Below are 16,176 nucleotides of genomic sequence, written 5' to 3'. Positions count from 1 at the left end.
TGTCACCCCCTCCAGCGCAGCGCGAAGATTTTTCACAAGCAGCCAGTGAGGGGTTTACCCGATGTCAGCGGGCGACGATGGGACGTTGCTGCACGAGGTCCGAACGGGATCGATGATCGCGTTCGCAGAGCTCTACGCCCGGCACAGAACGGCAGCGCACACCATGGCTCTGCAGGTCGCCGCGGTTCCGGCCGACGCCGACGACCTCGTTTCCGAGGCGTTCGCCAAGATCCTCGACGTGCTGCGCAGGGGGAGCGGTCCGGAGCGGGCGTTCCGCGCGTACCTGCTCACCACGATCCGCAACCTCGCCGCTGGCGTCAACGCCAAGTCGCGCCGAACGCTCCTGGCGGCCGACGTCGACGAGTTCTGCGAGCCGGAGGAACCGGTGCAGTTCATCGATGCGGCCATCGGCGAGTTCGAGAGGGCTTGCGTGAGCGAGGCGTTCGCCTGCTTGCCCGCGCGCTGGCGCCAGGTCCTGTGGTCGGTCGAGGTGGAGGACCAGACGCCGTCGGACCTGAGTCGCCGCTACAACCTCAGCCGCAACAGCGCGGCGGCCCTGGTCTACCGGGCCCGGAAAGGACTCCGCCAGGCCTACAAGCAGCGCCTCGCGACCCCGGAGCTGACCTCGGCCGCTTGAGCCGGTTCAGTGCTTGCGGAAGCGCTCTTCGAGGTCGGCCATGAGCTTGCGCCAGGTCTGGACCTCGGCGTCGAACGGTGGGCTCGGGGGCATCCGGTTCGGGCTCGGGCGCAGGATGAACGACACCAGCCAGCCCAGTCGTTCCGAGGACTGCAAGGCGTTCTCGGCGCTGTCGTCGCCGGCCCAGGCCGCCGCGTCGAGCAGCAGCTCCTCGGCCAGGTCCAGCTGGGTTGGGTCCACTTCGGACGGACCTTCACCGAGGTCGGTGTCCAGGCCGGCCAGCACGTAGGTGTTGTCCGACTCGACCTCGACCTCCAACTCACCGCCGGTGGCCGCGTCGCGCAGGCGCTGCCAGGTGGTCACCCGTGCCAGGTCGGTGTTCTCGACGGCCTCGTCGTCGGCGAGGAAGCGGGCGAGCGCGCGCCGTGAGGTGAACACGTCGATCTTGCCGTGGTCACCGAGGAAGACCGGGTCGTCGCCCAGGTAGCAGCGCAACGTGTAGAGCTCGCTGTCGCTGGTGACGATCTGGATGGGATCGATGCCGATCTCGCCCCAGAAGCCGAGTTCGACCTCTTCGATCTCGTCCACATCGGAGTCCGAGGTGGTGCTGTCCTCGTCGGAGTAGGTCTCGGTCGCCTCGGCGAGCTCGGTCTCGGCGGTGGCGACCGCGTCCGCGGGGACGTCGGGGGTGGTCACGACGGAGTCGATTGCGTCGAGCACCTCGTCCCAGCGCTCCACCACGACCTTGCACAGCTCGTTCCAGCGCTTCTGCCCGTCGCGGCCGTTGAAGGCCAGCATGCCCTGGTTGAGCAGGGAGAAACCGTCGGCCGAGTCGAGGATCTCGTCCACGGCGTCGAGTTCGCACACCTCGGCCAGCGACCGGGCGATCTCGACGATGTCGGCGAGTTCGGCGACGGTCCAGGTGTCCAGCGGCTCCGCCACCAGCTCCGGGACGCCGACCAGGTCGAACTGGTGGTCCTCGTCGGGGCTGAGCTCGACGGCCGACAGCGCGGGCACCACGTGCCACGCCGGGTGGTCGTCGAGGTCGTGTTCCCGTGCTGTTCGCACGAACGCGGCCAGCCGCGCGGGATCGGGGAAGCCGTAGAGGTCATCCCCGTACCCGAGGAACGCTTCCCATTCCTCACCATCTTCGCGCCAGTGCGGTGCCCACAGGGTGACGACGTCTCCCTGCGGCAGCCCAAGCTCGATGGGGACGATGTCCTGCGCCATCTCTCTACCTCCGGTCACCAGAACCAGACCCCGCGGAAGCCTACGGGTTGGCCGTGGACGGCTTGTGCCCTGGTCCGGTGTCACCGTATCTCGTTCGATCATTGCAACGGCCGACGGAACAGTTCGTAACGATCGTCTGTCGCTCCTCGGGCTTCAGGACTACTCGGATCCGCTGTTCGGTCCAGCGCCTTCACCGTTCGTCTCCGAAGTCCCCTTTGGCGGTACCGCCCCGGTGCGCGGCGCGCGACCATGATCAGAATGGATGTCACGGAGCTGTGGAGTCAGATCGCGCACTGGCTCGGGCGACATGCGCCGGTCACCGCAGCCGCTCTGCGTCCGCCAGTCCAGGAACCTGACTTCGTCGAGCTCGAGGGCGAGTTCTCCGTCGAGCTGCCGGACGAGCTGCGAGCGCTGTGGATCTGCTGCGGCGGTACCGAGGGCGATGTGCTGGCCGACGTCCTGCCGCCGTTCTACACGCCTTACGGCGCGCACCAGGCGTTGTCGGCGTGGCGCGATCACCGCAAGACCTGGACGGCGCAGTGGGACCGGCCGGCCTGCGACTACTACGCGGGATCGCCGGGATCGAGCTTCCACCCGTCGTGGATCCCGATCGCCGGTGATGGGTTCGCCGATGAGCTGGTGGTCGACCTGCGGCCGGGGCCGTTGCGCGGGTGCGTGCTGGAGTGGGAGCAGGAGCACGCGCAGGTGCTGCGGCCGGAGTGGCAGGGCATCACGGCGATGCTCGCCGACGTGCACCGGGCGCTGAACGACGGCGCCCCCGCCGGGCACAGCTACCCGACGGTGACCGAGGACGGCCGCCTGGACTGGCAGATCCGCTGATCAGATCCCCATCGGAGGCCCGGTGGGGATTTTTCCTGACCCACTAGTATGTCTCACATACTAGTCGGTGTTACTTTCTAGTCATGGCGGAACGGACGACGACGGCCAGGCAGGCGCAATGGCTGCGCGGGGTGCTCGACCTCGCGGTGCTGGCGCTGCTGGCCGAAGGCGGAGAGGGCTACGGCTACACGCTGCTGCAGCGGTTGGCCGAGGCCGGACTGCCGGACATGAAGGCCGGAACGCTCTACCCGCTGCTCAACCGGCTGGCCGCCGACGGCCTGCTGCAAGCGGAGTGGCGGGCGGGCGAAGGCGGCCCGGGTCGGAAGTTCTTCTCGCTGACCGATCAGGGCCGCGCCGCGCTGGCGGAGATGGGACCGAAGTGGGTCGAGTTCGCCCGGAACTCGATCACCGTTGTGGAACGAGGGGTGCGAGCATGATGACGCTGGGCAAGAAGTACCACGATGACCTGCTCAAGGCGTTGCGGTTGCACGAGATATCCGGCCAGCGGGTCGGGGAGGTCCTCGCCGAGGTCGAGGCGCACGTGACCGAGACCGGGGAGGACCCGAACGAGGCGTTCGGCAAGCCCCGCGACTACGCCAAGCAGGTCGCCGCGCAGCTCGATCCCTCCACCGGCAAGCGGTCGACCGGCGAGACCGTGGGCATCTCGATCGCGTCGGGCACGCTGGCGATGTTCGGCACGTCGTTCTTCGGCGACGGACTGGCCCTCGACCAGCCCACGATCGACTACTCGCTGCGCGATGTCGTGGCCCAGCCGATCCTGCTGGTGCTGATCATCATCGGAACGCTGCTGGCCTTCCGCGCCTACACGGCCCGCTCCCACAACAAGCTCTACGGGGCCGGTGTCGCGGTCGCCGCGGTCCTCGCGCTGGGGTCGCAGATCATCTGCAACAAGTTCCTCGACGACGTCACCCCGGTGCTGAGCTCGCCCAGCTGGCTGGTGCTGACCCTGGGCGTGGTCTTCCTGGTCGCGCTCGCGGCCCTGCTCACCCAGACCATCCGCCGCAACCGCGTCCGGTACCCCGCCACGAAGTGACTCAGGTGCCCACCGGGTGCCACACGGTCTTGATCTCGGTGAAGGCGCGCAGGCGCTGGAGATCGGGTTCGCCGGTCCAGTCGGGTTCGCCGCGGACCGGCAGCACCCGCTTGACCGTGTCGGCAGCCGAGCGCGCGAGCTCGCGGCGCAGTTCGGCCGGGGCTCCGGTCGGGTCGAGCGCGTTGACGTCGGCGTGGGAGGCGAGCCACGGGCCGAGCTCGGCGGCCCGCCCGGTCAGCACGTTGACCACCCCGCCGGGCACGTCCGAGGTGGCCAGCACCTCCGCGAGCGTGATCGCGGGCAGCGGTCGCTCGCCGGAGGCGACGACCACGCAGGTGTTGCCCGCCGCGATCACCGGAGCGATCACGCTGACCAGGCCCAGCAGTGATGATTCCTGCGGCGCCAGCACGCCCACGATCCCGGTCGGTTCGGGCGTGCTGAACGAGGAGTACGGGCCCGCCACCGGGTTCGACGCGCCGAGCACCATCGCGATCTTGTCGGTCCAACCCGCGTACCAGACCAGGCGATCCACCGCGGTGTCCACAGTGGACAGCGCGGTCTCCCGGGGGACGCCTTCAGCGGTGGAGACCTCGGCGGCGAACTGCTCGCGCCGCCCCTCCATCACCTCGGCGATGCGGAACAGCACCTGGCCCCGGTTGTAGGCGGTGGCACCGGACCAGCCGCCGAACGCCTCGCGGGCCGCGGCGACGGCGTCGCGCACGTCCTTGCGCGAGGCGTGCGCGACGTTGGCCTGGAACTCCCCGTCCGCAGAGGTCACGGCGAACACCCGTCCGGATTCGGAGCGCGGGAACGCGCCACCGATGTAGAGCTTGCAGGTCTTCGCGACGGCCAGCCGATCGGCAACGTCAGACATCGAGGTACGCCTCCAAACCAGCCCGGCCGCCCTCGCGGCCGAACCCGGATTCGCGGTAGCCGCCGAAGGGAGCGGTCGGGTCGAAACGGTTGAACGTGTTCGCCCAGACCACGCCCGCGCGCAGCTTCTGCGCCGCCCACAGGATCCGCGAGCCCTTCTCGGTCCAGACCCCGGCGGACAGCCCGTAGGGCGTGTTGTTGGCCTTGGCGATCGCCTCGTCGGGCGTGCGGAAGGTCAGCACCGACAGGACGGGCCCGAAGATCTCCTCGCGGGCGATCCGCATCGATTGCTGCACCTCGGAGAAGACCGTCGGCGCGAAGAAGAAGCCGCGTTCCGGCAACTCGCAAGGGCTGCTCCAGCGCTGGGCTCCCTCGGCCTCGCCGGCGGCGGTCATCTCGGTGATCTTGCTGAGCTGCTCGGCGGAGTTGATGGCGCCGATGTCGGTGTTGTTGTCCAGCGGGTCACCCGCGCGCAGCGTGCTCACCCGCGCGCGCAGCTTCGCCAGCAGCTCTTCGGCCACGGGCTCCTGCACCAGGAGGCGGGAACCGGCGCAGCACACGTGGCCCTGGTTGAAAAAGATGCCGTTGACGATGCCCTCGACGGTCTGGTCCAGGGGCGCGTCGTCGAAGACGATGTTGGCCGCCTTGCCGCCCAGCTCCAGCGTCAGCTTCTTGCCGGTCCCGGCCACGGTCCGCTGGACCTGCTTGCCGACCTCGGTCGAACTGGTGAAGGCCACCTTGTCCACGTCGGGGTGCGCCACCAGCGCGGCTCCGATGTCACCGGCGCCCGGCACGATGTTGACCACACCGGCCGGGAGTCCGGCCTGGCGGCAGATGTCGGCGAACACCAGCGCGCTCAGCGGAGTCGTCTCGGCGGGCTTGAGCACCACTGTGTTGCCGCAGGCCAGCGCGGGTGCGATCTTCCAGGCCAGCATCAGCAGCGGGAAGTTCCACGGGATCACCTGACCGGCCACGCCCAGCGGTTTCGGGTTGGGCCCGAACCCGGCGTGGTCGAGCTTGTCGGCCCAGCCGGCGTGGTGGAAGAAGTGCGCGGCGGCGGTGGGTACGTCGACGTCGCGGGATTCCTTGATGGGCTTGCCGTTGTCCAGCGTCTCCAGCACCGCCAGCTCGCGGCCGCGCTCCTGGATGAGCCGCGCGATCCGGAACAGGTACTTCGCCCGCTCCTTGCCCGGCAGCGTCGACCACACCTGGTCGTAGGCGCGGCGCGCGGCGGCGACCGCGCGGTCCACGTCGCCGGTGTCGGCCGTGGCCACCTCGGCGAGGGTTTCCTCGGTCGCCGGGTTGATGGTCTTGATGGTCTGCCCACCGCCGTCGACGAACTCGCCGTCGACGAACATCCGGTAGCTCGGCTTGAGGTCGGCGAGCTCGCGCGACTCCGGCGCGGGCGCGTACTCCCAGGGGCTGGTCATCAGTCCACCGCCACGTGGTCGGGGCCGCTGTAGTGGCCTTCGAGCTGGGTTCGCCGCTGCATCAGGAGGTCGTTGAGCAGGCTGGATGCGCCGAACCGGAACAGGTCGGGGGTGAGCCACTCGGGGCCGGCGACCTCGTGCACCGCCACCAGGTAGCGGATCGCGTCCTTGGTGTTGCGGATGCCGCCCGCGGGTTTGACGCCGCGCAGCTCACCGGTGGAATCCCGCCAGTCGCGCACCGCCTGCAGCATCAGGTGCGTGACCGGCAGCGTCGCGGCGGGGAAGACCTTGCCGGTGGAGGTCTTGATGAAGTCGCCCCCGGCCAGCAGCGCCAGCCACGACGCCCGGCGCACGTTGTCGTAGGTCGCCAGCTCGCCGGTCTCCAGGATGACCTTGAGGTGGGCGTTCCCGCAGGCGGCCTTGACGGCCTTGACCTCGTCGAAGACCTGCCCGTAGCGCCCGGCCAGGAACGCGCCCCGGTCGATGACCATGTCGATCTCGTCGGCCCCGGCGGTCACCGCGTGCTCGACGTCGGCGAGCTTCACGGCCCGCGCGGCACGCCGGACGGGAACGAGGTGGCCACCGAGGCCACGTGGATCCGGGATCCGTCGAGCTCGGCGACGGCGGTGGCGGCCAGGTCGGAGTACACGCACACGGCTGCGACCTGAGGAATCCCGTCCTGGCCGGGGTCGGGTCGCCGAGCCTTGGCGCACAGCGCCCGGACCTTGCCCTCGGTGTCGGCGCCTTCCAGGGTCGTCAGGTCGACCATGGAGATCGCGGTGTCGATGGCCCGCATCTTCGAGCTTCCCTTGATGCTCCGGGTGCCGAGCCCGGCGGCGCGCTGCTCCAACCCCACCTGGTCAACGCCAGGAAGACCGTGCAGGAACCGGCGCAGCGACCGGTCATCCCGCACGGCGTCGTCAAGATCGAACGGCGTCCATGCCATGCCCAGCAGTCTAGGTCCAGACATCGGGTTGGCGTCCGGGTGGAACGATCACGCCACACCTCGCCTGACGCGTAGCCCCTGCTCAGGGCGTCCGGAGAGGGCAGTGCCGGTCTGAACCGTCCATGACCGGAGTCCGTTCCACCCGGTCACGTAGATCAGGACCACGCCCCGCCGCCCGTTCCCACCTCGACGGGTTGGCCGCCCGCGCCCGCTGGAAGTCCCCCCGGACGTGGGAGTGCGCGTGGCCGGAGATGGGTAGCCCTCAGGGGACATGAGTGGTCACGCATGCGTTCTGGAGGTCTGAGATGAAGGCCGTCGTGTACCAGGAGCCTTACCGGGTTGCTGTGAATGACGTGGAGAGTCCGAGGATTCAGCACCCGAGCGACGTGATCGTGCGGGTGACATCGACCGCGATCTGCGGCTCGGACCTGCACATGTACGAGGGGCGCACGGCTGCTGAGCCGGGAATCGTGTTCGGGCACGAGAACATGGGCGTCGTCGAGGAGGTCGGTGAAGGCGTCGTCTCCCTGGCCAAGGGCGACCGGGTGGTGATGCCGTTCAACGTGGCCTGCGGGTTCTGCAAGAACTGCTTGGCGGGCAACACCGGCTTCTGCCTCACCGTCAACCCCGGCTTCGCGGGCGGGGCCTACGGCTACGTCTCCATGGGGCCCTACACAGGCGGGCAGGCCGAGTACCTGCGGGTCCCGCACGCCGACTTCAACTGCCTGAAGCTGCCTGCCGGCAACGAGCACGAGACCGACTTCGTGCTGCTGGCCGACATCTTCCCGACCGGCTACCACGGCTGCGAGCTCGCGCAGGTGTCGCCGGGTGAGAGCGTCGCGGTGTACGGGGCGGGGCCGGTGGGCCTGATGGCCGCCTACTCGGCGCTGCTGCGCGGCGCGTCGCAGGTGTTCTGCGTGGACCGCATCCCGGAGCGGCTGGCCAAGGCCGAGGAGATGGGGGTGATCCCGATCGACTTCTCGCAGGGCGACCCGGTCCAGATGATCAAGGACCGGACCAACGGCGAGGGAACCGACAAGGGCGTCGACGCCGTCGGCTACCAGGCGCAGACCGGCGACGCGACCAAGGAAGAACCCGCCGTCGTGCTCAACTCGCTGATCGAGACCGTGCGCCCCACGGGGCGTCTCGGCGTGCCCGGTCTCTACGTGCCCGCAGATCCCGGCGGCCCTTCGGAGGAGGCGAAGAAGGGCATGCTGCTGGTGTCCATCGGGAGGATGTTCGAGAAGGGCCAGGTCGTCGGCACCGGCCAGTGCAACGTCAAGCGCTACAACCGCCAGTTGCGCGACATGATCATCGCGGGCCGGGCGAAGCCGAGCTTCGTCGTCTCCCACGAGCTGTCGCTGGACGACGCCCCTGATGCCTACAGCAAGTTCGATCAGCGCATCGAGGGCTACACGAAGGTCGTCCTGCACCCGTAGACGTGCGAGCGGGAACACGTTCGCGCAAGTCGGTACGCCAGGGGTGGGAAGCGGCCGTTACGGTGGTCCGTCATGGACGTTCGGGTCGTGGACCACCCCCTGGCGAAGTCGCGGTTGTCGACGATGCGCGATGCGCGCACCAACAGCGCCGCCTTCCGCGCGGCGTTGCAAGAGCTCACGCTGATGCTCATCTACGAAGCGACGCACGACGCCGAGCTGGCGGAGGAGCCCATCCACACGCCGGTGGCCAAGACCACCGGCTACCGGATCGCGAACCCGCCGCTGCTGGTCCCGGTGCTGCGCGCCGGGCTGGGCATGGCCGACCAGGCGCACCGGTTGATCCCGGAGTCGCAGATGGGCTTCGTCGGACTCGCCCGGGACGAGGAGACCCTGCAGCCGACCCCGTACCTGGAATCGCTGCCCGCGGACCTCACCGGCCTACCGGTGCTGGTGCTGGACCCGATGCTCGCCACCGGCGGCTCGATGGTGCACACGATCGAGCTGCTGGTCGAGCGCGGCGCCACCGACGTCACCGCCATCTGCACCCTCGCCGCGCCCGAGGGCGTCCGGCGCCTCGAAGAGGCCGGCCTGCCGGTGAACGTGGTGACGGCGAGCATCGACGACCGGCTCAACGAATCGGGCTTCATCGTTCCGGGTCTTGGCGATGCGGGAGACCGCGAGTACGGGGCCGTCTGACCGGACGACCCGTTCGCAGAAGCGCGTCGGGCGTGGGGCGCAACGTGAAGTTCAGCGCCAATTAGGGCATTTGATCAGCACCCGTTTGCCCCTTCCGTGGCACGCTGAGGTCGTGGTTTCACCGCGAAGACACACGAACCGCTGGTCGTTGGTGCTCGGTGCGGTCGCCGTGGGGGTGTTGATCCGCAGCGCGCGCACGATCCGCCAGACGCGCGCCATCGCGTCGCTGCGTGAACCCCGGTCGGGTGCGGTTCCGCCGCCGAAGGTCACCGTGGTCGTCCCCGCCCGCGACGAAGCCGCTGTCCTCGCCGACTGCCTCAGCTCGATCGCATCGCAGACCCACGGCGCCCAGCACGAAGCGCTGATGCGGGTGGTCGTGGTCGACGACGGCTCCACCGATGGGACCGGTGAGGTCGCGCGCGCGTTCGCCCAGCGCGACCCGCGCGTGGTGCCGGTGCGCGTGGACTCGCCGCCGCCCGGCTGGGGCGGCAAGGTGCACGCGATGCACGTCGGCGTGGAGGCCGCCGGTCCGCCGGAGGCCGGGGAGTGGCTGCTGTTCCTCGACGCCGACACCGTCGCCGCGCCGGACCTGCTCAGCCGTCTGCTGGCCACGGCCGACGCCCTCGAGGCCGACCTCGTCTCCACCCCTGGTGGCCCTCCTGCGGGCCGTTCGGCGACCTGGCCGCTGCTGATGCCGCCGGGGCTGCAACTCATCGGCGAGAACGCCTCACCGGACGGCCGGGGTCGCAAGGCGTTCGCCATCGGCCACTGCATCCTGGTGCGCCGCTCGCATTACGAGAAGGTCGGTGGCTGGTCCGCGTTCGCCGCGATCCGCAACGAGGACGTCGCGATCGCCACCGCCGTGCGCGACCACGGCGGCAACACGCGCACCGTCGACGGCCTCGACCACCTGCGCACCAGCGGGATGGACCCCTTCGAGCAGGGCTGGGCGTCGTTCCGGAAGAGCTTCGTGGCGGGCACCAAGGGCTCGGCACCGACGCTGGCGGCCATCGGCCTCGGCCAGATCGCGATGTCGCTGGCCGCGCCGCTGTCGGTGCTGGTGGGGCGCGGGCGCCGACCCGTGCTGACCGCGCTCGGGCTCGTCGGCTGCGCCGCGCAGAGCGCCGCCCACGCCGGGACGGCGCGGCTCATGCGGTCGAACCCCGAGCTCGCGCCGCTGGCGCCGATCAGCGGGACGCTGTTCGGCGTGCTCCTGCTCGACGGCGCCGTGCGCGCCCACCAGGGCCGTGACCAGTGGAAAGGCCGTCGTTCGCGATACTAGGAGAGCGGCCCGGCCGGACGGGCCGGCCGGGCCATCGCGTTGATTCGAGAAGGATCTTCAGAGATGGTCAGCCGACGGAATCGCTTCGCAGTCTGCGCATCGCGATCGGTGCGCCTGCCAGGTCCTCCTCGTTGCACATCAACTTCAGGTCGTAGTACGGGGCGCCGTCTCGATCGTCGTAATCGAGATGAACCGCGATCACATCGATCGGTTCGCCGAGCCAGTTCTGGGCCTCGCGAAGCCACTTGGCGGATCGTTCCAAAGCCGCCGGTAGGTCGTCGTCACGGAACTCGACCGGCCGGTAGGGAACGCCCTGAACCTGGTCGTGAGGACCAGGGGGCTTGGGGAGATCCACGGAGACGCCGGAGTCATCGAGTTCGAGTCGGATCGTTTCCTCACTCACTGTCGCAGGGTAACGCGTACGGCCCCGGAAATGCTGCTGGAGGGCCTGCGGATTCCTCGACGACCACAGCGAACGGGTGGCGACTGATCACGATGAGCGAAGGTGCGGGGCGTCCCGAACATCGCACGTGATGAGGGAAGGCGGGCTCTGTCCGGGGCGCCCCGCCGTCGTCGAGGGGCGGGCCCCTCGACGACACGATCAGGCTATAGGAGACGCCCGAACCAAGATCAACTGGGTGGTCCCGAGACCACCTCCGGCATCAGGTTCGCGGCCACGGTGGCGCCCAGCTCCCAGCAGGAATCCAGGTCGGACTTCTCCAACGTGCCCAGGACGGTCGCGGGCTCGGCGACCTGCTGCCAGCCGAGGCCGGTGGTGATCGAGGTGATCGCGCGCTGCGCTCCCTCGATGCCCTCGTTGCCGTGCACGTAGTAGCCGAACGGCCGGCCGCTGGTCGCGTCCAGGCAGGGGTAGTAGATCGTGTCGAAGAAGTGCTTCAGCGCACCCGAGGTGTAGCCCAGGTTGGCCGGGGTCCCGAGCAGGTAGCCGTCGGCGTCGAGGACGTCGGAGGCGGTGGCGCTCAGCGCCGGCCGCCGAACGACCTCGACGCCCTCGATCTCGTCGGTCGTCGCACCGGCCACCACCTGCTCGAACATCGCCTGCATCCCGGGTGAGGGCGTGTGGTGCACGATCAGCAGTCTGGCCATCTACTCCTCCACCAGGGCCGTCACGGCCCGGGTCAGCTCTTCCAGGCGGTCGGCGGCGCGCTGCTTGGCCTGCGCCAGCGGCAGCTCGCCGACCTGCTCGACCACCTGCAAGTAGCACTTGAGCTTCGGTTCGGTTCCCGACGGGCGGATCACCAGGCGCAGCCCGCCGTCGCCGGTGACCACCAGCGCGTCGGTGTCCGGCAGCAGGTCGCGGGTCTGCACAGCCGTGCCCGCCAGCTCCTGCGGTGGTTCGCCGCGCAACCGCTCCATGATCCGCGGGATCACCGCCCGGTCCGCCACCCGCACCGACACCTGCCCCGTTTGGTGCACGCCGTGCTCGGTGGACAGCTCGTCCAGCAGGTCCAGCAGGTGGTCGCCCGAGGCCAGCAGGCTCGCGGTCAGGTCGCAGGCCAGCACCGCCGCCGAGATGCCGTCCTTGTCGCGCACCCGCTCGGGATCGACGCTGTGCCCCAACGCCTCCTCGTAGGCGTACACCAGGCCGGTTCCCTCGCCGTCGCCCGCGCGCACCAGCCACTTGAACCCGGTGAGCGTCTCGGCGTAGCGGACCCCGAACTCGGCGGCGATCGAACGCAGCATGCTGGAGGACACGATCGTCGTGGCGACCAGTGGATCCGGCGCCGCCGACTCATCCAAAGTGGACAGGACGTGCCAGGCCAGCAGGACCCCGGTCTCGTCGCCGCGCAGCATCCGCCAGGTGCCTGCCTCGCGCACGCCCAGCGCGCACCGGTCGGCATCCGGGTCCAGCGCGATCGCGAGATCCGCGTTGATGTCCTCGGCCAGCTGCAACAACTCGTCCGTCGCGCCGGGCTCCTCCGGGTTCGGGAAACCAACGGTCGGGAAGTCCGGGTCAGGGTCGAACTGCGAGGCCACGAAGTGCACGTCGTCGAAACCCGCGCGCTGCAACGCCCTTCGCAACGGTTTCGCGCCGACGCCGTGCAACGCCGTCGCCGCGACCCGGACTTCGCGGTCACCGCCGCGCGGCAACGCCGACACGCGCGCCAGGTAATCGTCCTCGCCGGACTCCAGCAGAGTCCAGTTCTGCTTGCGCGACACCGCGTTCGCCGCAGGTGTCTTCGCGATCGACGCCTCGATCTCGGTGTCGGCCGGCCCCACCAGCTGGACGCCGCCGCCCAGGTAGAGCTTGAGACCGCTGTCCTGCGGAGGGTTGTGCGACGCCGTGATCTGAATGCCGGCCACAGCGTCCAGCGCCCGCGTGGCGTGGGCCACCACCGGCGTCGGCAGCGGCTCCGGCAGCACCCGCACGTCGAAACCCGCCGCCGCCAGGACCCCGGCAGCGTCCTCGGCGAACTCCTCGGATCCGTGCCGGGCGTCCCTGCCCACCACCACGATCCCGCCGCCGAGCCCCTGCTGCACCAGCCAGCTCGCGACCCCGGCGGTGGTGCGCACGACCACCGCCCGGTTCATGCCGTTCGAACCCGCGCGCACCGGGGCGCGCAACCCCGCCGTGCCGAAGCGCGGCATGCCCGACATCCGGTCGGCCAGCTCGGGCGAGTCGAGGAGTTCCCGCAGCTCGTTCTGGGTGCGAGGGTCGACGTCGTCAGCGATCCACTGCTCAGCGGCCGCCCGGACATCCGGCTGGGTCACGCCGCCTCCAGCAACGACCGCAGCAAGCGGCCCATCCGCGAAGCCGAAACCCTGCCCGCCTCCAAGACCTCCTCGTGGTTGAGCGGACCAACGCTCAACCCGGCTGCCAGGTTCGTCACCAGCGACAGGCCGAACACCTCGGCGCCCAGCGAACGCGCGGTGATGGCCTCCAGCACCGTCGACATGCCCACCAGGTCCACGCCGAGGGTGCGCAGCATCCGGATCTCCGCCGGAGTCTCGAAGTGCGGCCCCGGCAGACCCGCGTAGACGCCCTCCTCCAGCGAGGAGTCGATGCCGCGCGCCAGGTCCCGCAGCCGCGTCGAGTAGAGGTCGGTAAGGTCCACGAAGTTGGCGCCCACCAACGGGGAACGCGCGGTCATGTTGATGTGGTCGCTGATCAGCACCGGCTGTCCGACCTGCATGCCCTCCCGGATGCCGCCGGCCGCGTTGGTCAGGAACACCGCCCGGCACCCGGCGGCGACCGCGGTCCGCACACCGTGCGCGACCGGCTCGATGCCGTGGCCCTCGTACATGTGGGTGCGGCCCAGCATGACCAGCAGGCGCTTGTCACCGACCGGGACGGAACGCACCTTCCCGGTGTGCCCGACGGCGCCCGGCTTGGCGAAGCCCGGCAGTTCGTCCATGCCGATCTCGACTTCGGGCGTCCCGATCTCGTCGGCGGCGGGCTGCCAGCCGGAACCGAGGACGACGGCCAGGTCGTGGCCATCGGCACCCGTGAGCTCGGCGAGCTTGGCCGAAGCCTCGTGGGCGAGGGCGAACGGGTCGGAAATGTTCGTAGCGGTCACGGCCGGGCAGCTTAGTCTCTCCGATTTCCCGCCGCGTGCTCGTCCGCCTCGCCGGCGGGCGGTCTCGAACTGATCAGGCGAACGCGACATCGAGCGTGGACGGTTCGGACCTGGAGCGGCGACGACGATCCGCAGCGGCACCGGTCGCAGCCTCAGCCGGCGGGGTCGAAGGTGGGGAGCACTCGGTCCAACAGGGCTTCCGCCTGCTGCCACTGCTCGGGACCGCTGGTCACCCGGACGATCCAGAGGTCGTCGCCGGATCGCCGCAGCGCCGCCGTCGTGCGGCGATCGATCTCCTTCGCCGGGCCGCTGAGGAGCTGCTCCACCTTGGTCGAGTAGACCACCCTGCGCGTGCCGTCGTCCGTGCGGGAGCTGGTGACGGCGACGTCGGCGGCCGGGCCACCGATCGCTCGCGGGAGCTGCGTCTGGTAGCCGTCCAGCGTCAGCCCCCTCTCGAAGTAGCCGCCGTAGCGCTGCACCGCGACCTCCGTGGCCCCGTCGCCGGACACGAACGCGACCACCGAGTTGTTCGAGAGGTCGTTGCGCTCGCTGTGGAAGGTGCGCCACCCGGCCGGAGCCATGATCGAGAACTCGCCACCGTCGGGAGCCGCCGAGTGCTTCGCGTCCTCCCTGTGCGGTGCCAGCGCCGGAAGCACCGGGTTCGGGTCCGAGGTGGACGGTGGGTCCAGCTCCGGCAGCAGCGACTGGCCTGCCATCAGGCGCGTCGCCGCGAACGACCCGATCAGCGCCGCGGCGAACAGCAGCAGTGCTGCCAGGCCCAGCGCGAACGCGCGCAGCGGACGGCGCTTCTCCTCCGGCGGGTCGTGCAACGTGAACGGCGGCGGACCGGGATCGGCCGCCAGCGGCGCGGAACCGGTGAGCTGGGGAGCGGGCGGGATCGACGGCTTGTCCTGGGAGGTCTGCTGCAGCACCCGCTGCCGGACCCGGACGGTCGGCGCCTCGGGATCCAGCAACATCGCGAACGGACGGGCGCCCGGTTCCGGCAGCAGGTGCTGCAACCGGCGCCGCACCTCCGTCAACGGCATCCGCTGCGCCGGGTCCTTGACCATGAGCGCTCGGATCACGTCGCCCACCGCGCCCGGCCGGTGCAGCACCGGAACGGGACCGCGCACGACCTCGGTGACCGTCGCGAGTGGATCGTCGCCCACGTCGTAGGGCGGGCGGCCCTCGGCGGCGGCGAACAACGTGGCGCCCAGCCCCCACAGGTCCGCCGCGGCCGTCACCGCTTCTCCGGCGGCGACCTCGGGGGCGATGTAGGCCGGTGTGCCCAGCAGGATCCCCGTGTTGGTGAGCGTGTGCTCGGCGACGTTGCGGGAGATGCCGAAATCGCTGACTTTCAACCGGCCGTCGTCGCCGATCAGCACGTTGCCCGGTTTGACGTCGCGGTGCACGATCCCGGCCCGGTGCGCGGCGTCCAACCCGGCGGCGACGCCGTCGGCGATCACCGCGAGCTGGTTGTCGTTGAGAGCGCCGTGGTCGTCGAGGATCGCCGCCAGGCTCTGCGACGGGACGAGTTCCATCACCACGAACGGCTCGTCCTGATCGCGCGCGACGTCGTAGAGCGTCACCACGTTGGGATGGGACAGCACCGCGATGGCGCGAGCCTCGCGCAGCGCGCGCTCGCGCAGCTCGGCCGCCTCCTCCTCCTCCTCCGGCATTCCCGGCGCGAGAGTGACCTGCTTGACGGCCACCGGGCGATGCAGCAGTTCGTCTGTGCCGTACCACACGGTGCCCATCGCGCCGCCGCCGAGCTTGCGCTCCAGGCGGTACCGGTCGGCGATCAGCCGACCGATGCCGGCGAGGGTGTTCTGGTTGTCGGTGGGCACGGCCACATTCTTCACCTTCGGTCCGACAGCCGGGCCGGAACGGCCCGAAGACCTTCGAGAACTCACCGGCGCCACGCCGACCACCGGGAGATCGCCCAGGCCGGGAGGTGATGTTACGCCACGTGAAGAATCCCACTCGCAAAGTCGCGGCCCCAACCCGTTTCAAAGGCGAAGTTTATTTCGGTGCAACGAAAAACCGCCTCCCATCGGCCCGGACGCTCCGGTTGGCGGTGTTGGCGCGAGACGGGCGCGTCCAGATAACTTGTCAGGTGGTCGGACCTTCCGGACATCCGCGACGCCTGAACGCGCCGCGGTGCGCGGACCTCCTGGGTGGCGAATGATCGGGGCGAGGCTGGCAGGCAT

The 16,176-nt window shown here is 70.0% G+C and carries 15 protein-coding genes and 1 pseudogene; 7 read left to right on the top strand and 9 right to left on the bottom strand.

Annotated elements, in window-relative coordinates:
• The first annotated feature begins 61 nt into the window (after positions 1-61).
• Complete coding sequence (locus tag E1161_RS11940; RefSeq protein ID WP_132622650.1) at positions 62-637, top strand: RNA polymerase sigma factor; 576 nt, start codon at positions 62-64, stop codon at positions 635-637.
• Between the two features lie 6 nt (positions 638-643).
• Here the strand turns inward: E1161_RS11940 and E1161_RS11935 are convergent, their stop codons facing one another.
• Positions 644-1,867, bottom strand: coding sequence for a primosomal protein (locus E1161_RS11935; RefSeq protein ID WP_132622648.1), 1,224 nt, complete (start codon positions 1,865-1,867; stop codon positions 644-646).
• A gap of 258 nt (positions 1,868-2,125) precedes the next feature.
• Between E1161_RS11935 and E1161_RS11930 the strand changes: the two genes are divergently transcribed.
• The 3 genes from E1161_RS11930 (at position 2,126) to E1161_RS11920 (ending at position 3,761) form a co-directional block, all read left to right on the top strand.
• Positions 2,126-2,707 (top strand): SMI1/KNR4 family protein, encoded by a 582-nt coding sequence (locus tag E1161_RS11930; protein WP_132622646.1) that lies wholly within the window; start codon positions 2,126-2,128, stop codon positions 2,705-2,707.
• An 83-nt stretch (positions 2,708-2,790) separates the two neighbouring features.
• Positions 2,791-3,144: a PadR family transcriptional regulator gene (locus E1161_RS11925; protein WP_132622644.1), complete on the top strand. Its 354-nt coding sequence runs from the start codon at positions 2,791-2,793 to the stop codon at positions 3,142-3,144.
• The gene (locus E1161_RS11920) at positions 3,141-3,761 is read left to right on the top strand and encodes a hypothetical protein (protein WP_132622642.1); all 621 of its coding nucleotides are present in this window, start codon (positions 3,141-3,143) and stop codon (positions 3,759-3,761) included. The genes E1161_RS11925 and E1161_RS11920 overlap by 4 nt, the downstream gene beginning before the upstream one ends.
• A gap of 1 nt (position 3,762) precedes the next feature.
• Here the strand turns inward: E1161_RS11920 and E1161_RS11915 are convergent, their stop codons facing one another.
• From E1161_RS11915 to deoC, 3 genes and pseudogenes are all read right to left on the bottom strand, one after another.
• Positions 3,763-4,635 carry an aldehyde dehydrogenase family protein gene (locus E1161_RS11915; RefSeq protein WP_132622640.1) on the bottom strand — a complete coding sequence of 291 codons (873 nt, stop codon included), beginning with the start codon at positions 4,633-4,635 and terminating at the stop codon, positions 3,763-3,765.
• Entirely contained in the window at positions 4,628-6,064 is a 1,437-nt protein-coding gene (locus E1161_RS11910; protein ID WP_132622638.1) for an aldehyde dehydrogenase family protein, read from the bottom strand. Before E1161_RS11910 ends, E1161_RS11915 begins: the two co-directional genes overlap by 8 nt.
• Positions 6,064-7,034, bottom strand: a pseudogene (gene deoC, locus E1161_RS11905) (deoxyribose-phosphate aldolase). Before deoC ends, E1161_RS11910 begins: the two are co-directional and overlap by 1 nt.
• 281 nt (positions 7,035-7,315) lie before the next feature.
• On the opposite strand from deoC, the gene E1161_RS11900 reads away from it, so the two are divergent.
• The 3 genes from E1161_RS11900 to E1161_RS11890 all read left to right on the top strand — a co-directional run bounded on the left by E1161_RS11900 (position 7,316) and on the right by E1161_RS11890 (position 10,427).
• The gene (locus E1161_RS11900; RefSeq protein ID WP_132622636.1) at positions 7,316-8,449 is read left to right on the top strand and encodes a glutathione-independent formaldehyde dehydrogenase; all 1,134 of its coding nucleotides are present in this window, start codon (positions 7,316-7,318) and stop codon (positions 8,447-8,449) included.
• Positions 8,450-8,521: 72 nt separating this feature from the next.
• Entirely contained in the window at positions 8,522-9,145 is a 624-nt protein-coding gene (upp, locus tag E1161_RS11895) for a uracil phosphoribosyltransferase (protein WP_132622634.1), read from the top strand.
• A 112-nt stretch (positions 9,146-9,257) separates the two neighbouring features.
• Positions 9,258-10,427 carry a glycosyltransferase gene (locus E1161_RS11890; RefSeq protein WP_235874962.1) on the top strand — a complete coding sequence of 390 codons (1,170 nt, stop codon included), beginning with the start codon at positions 9,258-9,260 and terminating at the stop codon, positions 10,425-10,427.
• Positions 10,428-10,494: 67 nt separating this feature from the next.
• Here the strand turns inward: E1161_RS11890 and E1161_RS11885 are convergent, their stop codons facing one another.
• From E1161_RS11885 to E1161_RS11865, 5 genes are all read right to left on the bottom strand, one after another.
• The gene (locus E1161_RS11885; protein ID WP_132622630.1) at positions 10,495-10,830 is read right to left on the bottom strand and encodes a hypothetical protein; all 336 of its coding nucleotides are present in this window, start codon (positions 10,828-10,830) and stop codon (positions 10,495-10,497) included.
• Between the two features lie 227 nt (positions 10,831-11,057).
• Entirely contained in the window at positions 11,058-11,534 is a 477-nt protein-coding gene (locus tag E1161_RS11880) for a flavodoxin family protein (protein WP_132622628.1), read from the bottom strand.
• Positions 11,535-13,160 (bottom strand): phospho-sugar mutase, encoded by a 1,626-nt coding sequence (locus tag E1161_RS11875; RefSeq protein ID WP_132622626.1) that lies wholly within the window; start codon positions 13,158-13,160, stop codon positions 11,535-11,537. It lies immediately after the preceding gene.
• Positions 13,157-13,966 (bottom strand): purine-nucleoside phosphorylase, encoded by an 810-nt coding sequence (locus E1161_RS11870; RefSeq protein WP_235874961.1) that lies wholly within the window; start codon positions 13,964-13,966, stop codon positions 13,157-13,159. The genes E1161_RS11875 and E1161_RS11870 overlap by 4 nt, the downstream gene beginning before the upstream one ends.
• Positions 13,967-14,118: 152 nt before the next feature.
• A complete protein-coding gene (locus E1161_RS11865) occupies positions 14,119-15,819 on the bottom strand; it encodes a serine/threonine-protein kinase (RefSeq protein WP_132622622.1) in 1,701 nt (566 codons plus the stop codon).
• Between the last annotated feature and the right edge of the window lie 357 nt (positions 15,820-16,176).

The sequence above is a fragment of the Saccharopolyspora aridisoli genome (assembly GCF_004348445.1).
GTDB lineage: Bacteria > Actinomycetota > Actinomycetes > Mycobacteriales > Pseudonocardiaceae > Saccharopolyspora > Saccharopolyspora aridisoli.
The sequence above is the reverse complement of the archived record's forward strand: the minus strand, read 5'-3'. Positions and strand labels throughout refer to the sequence as shown.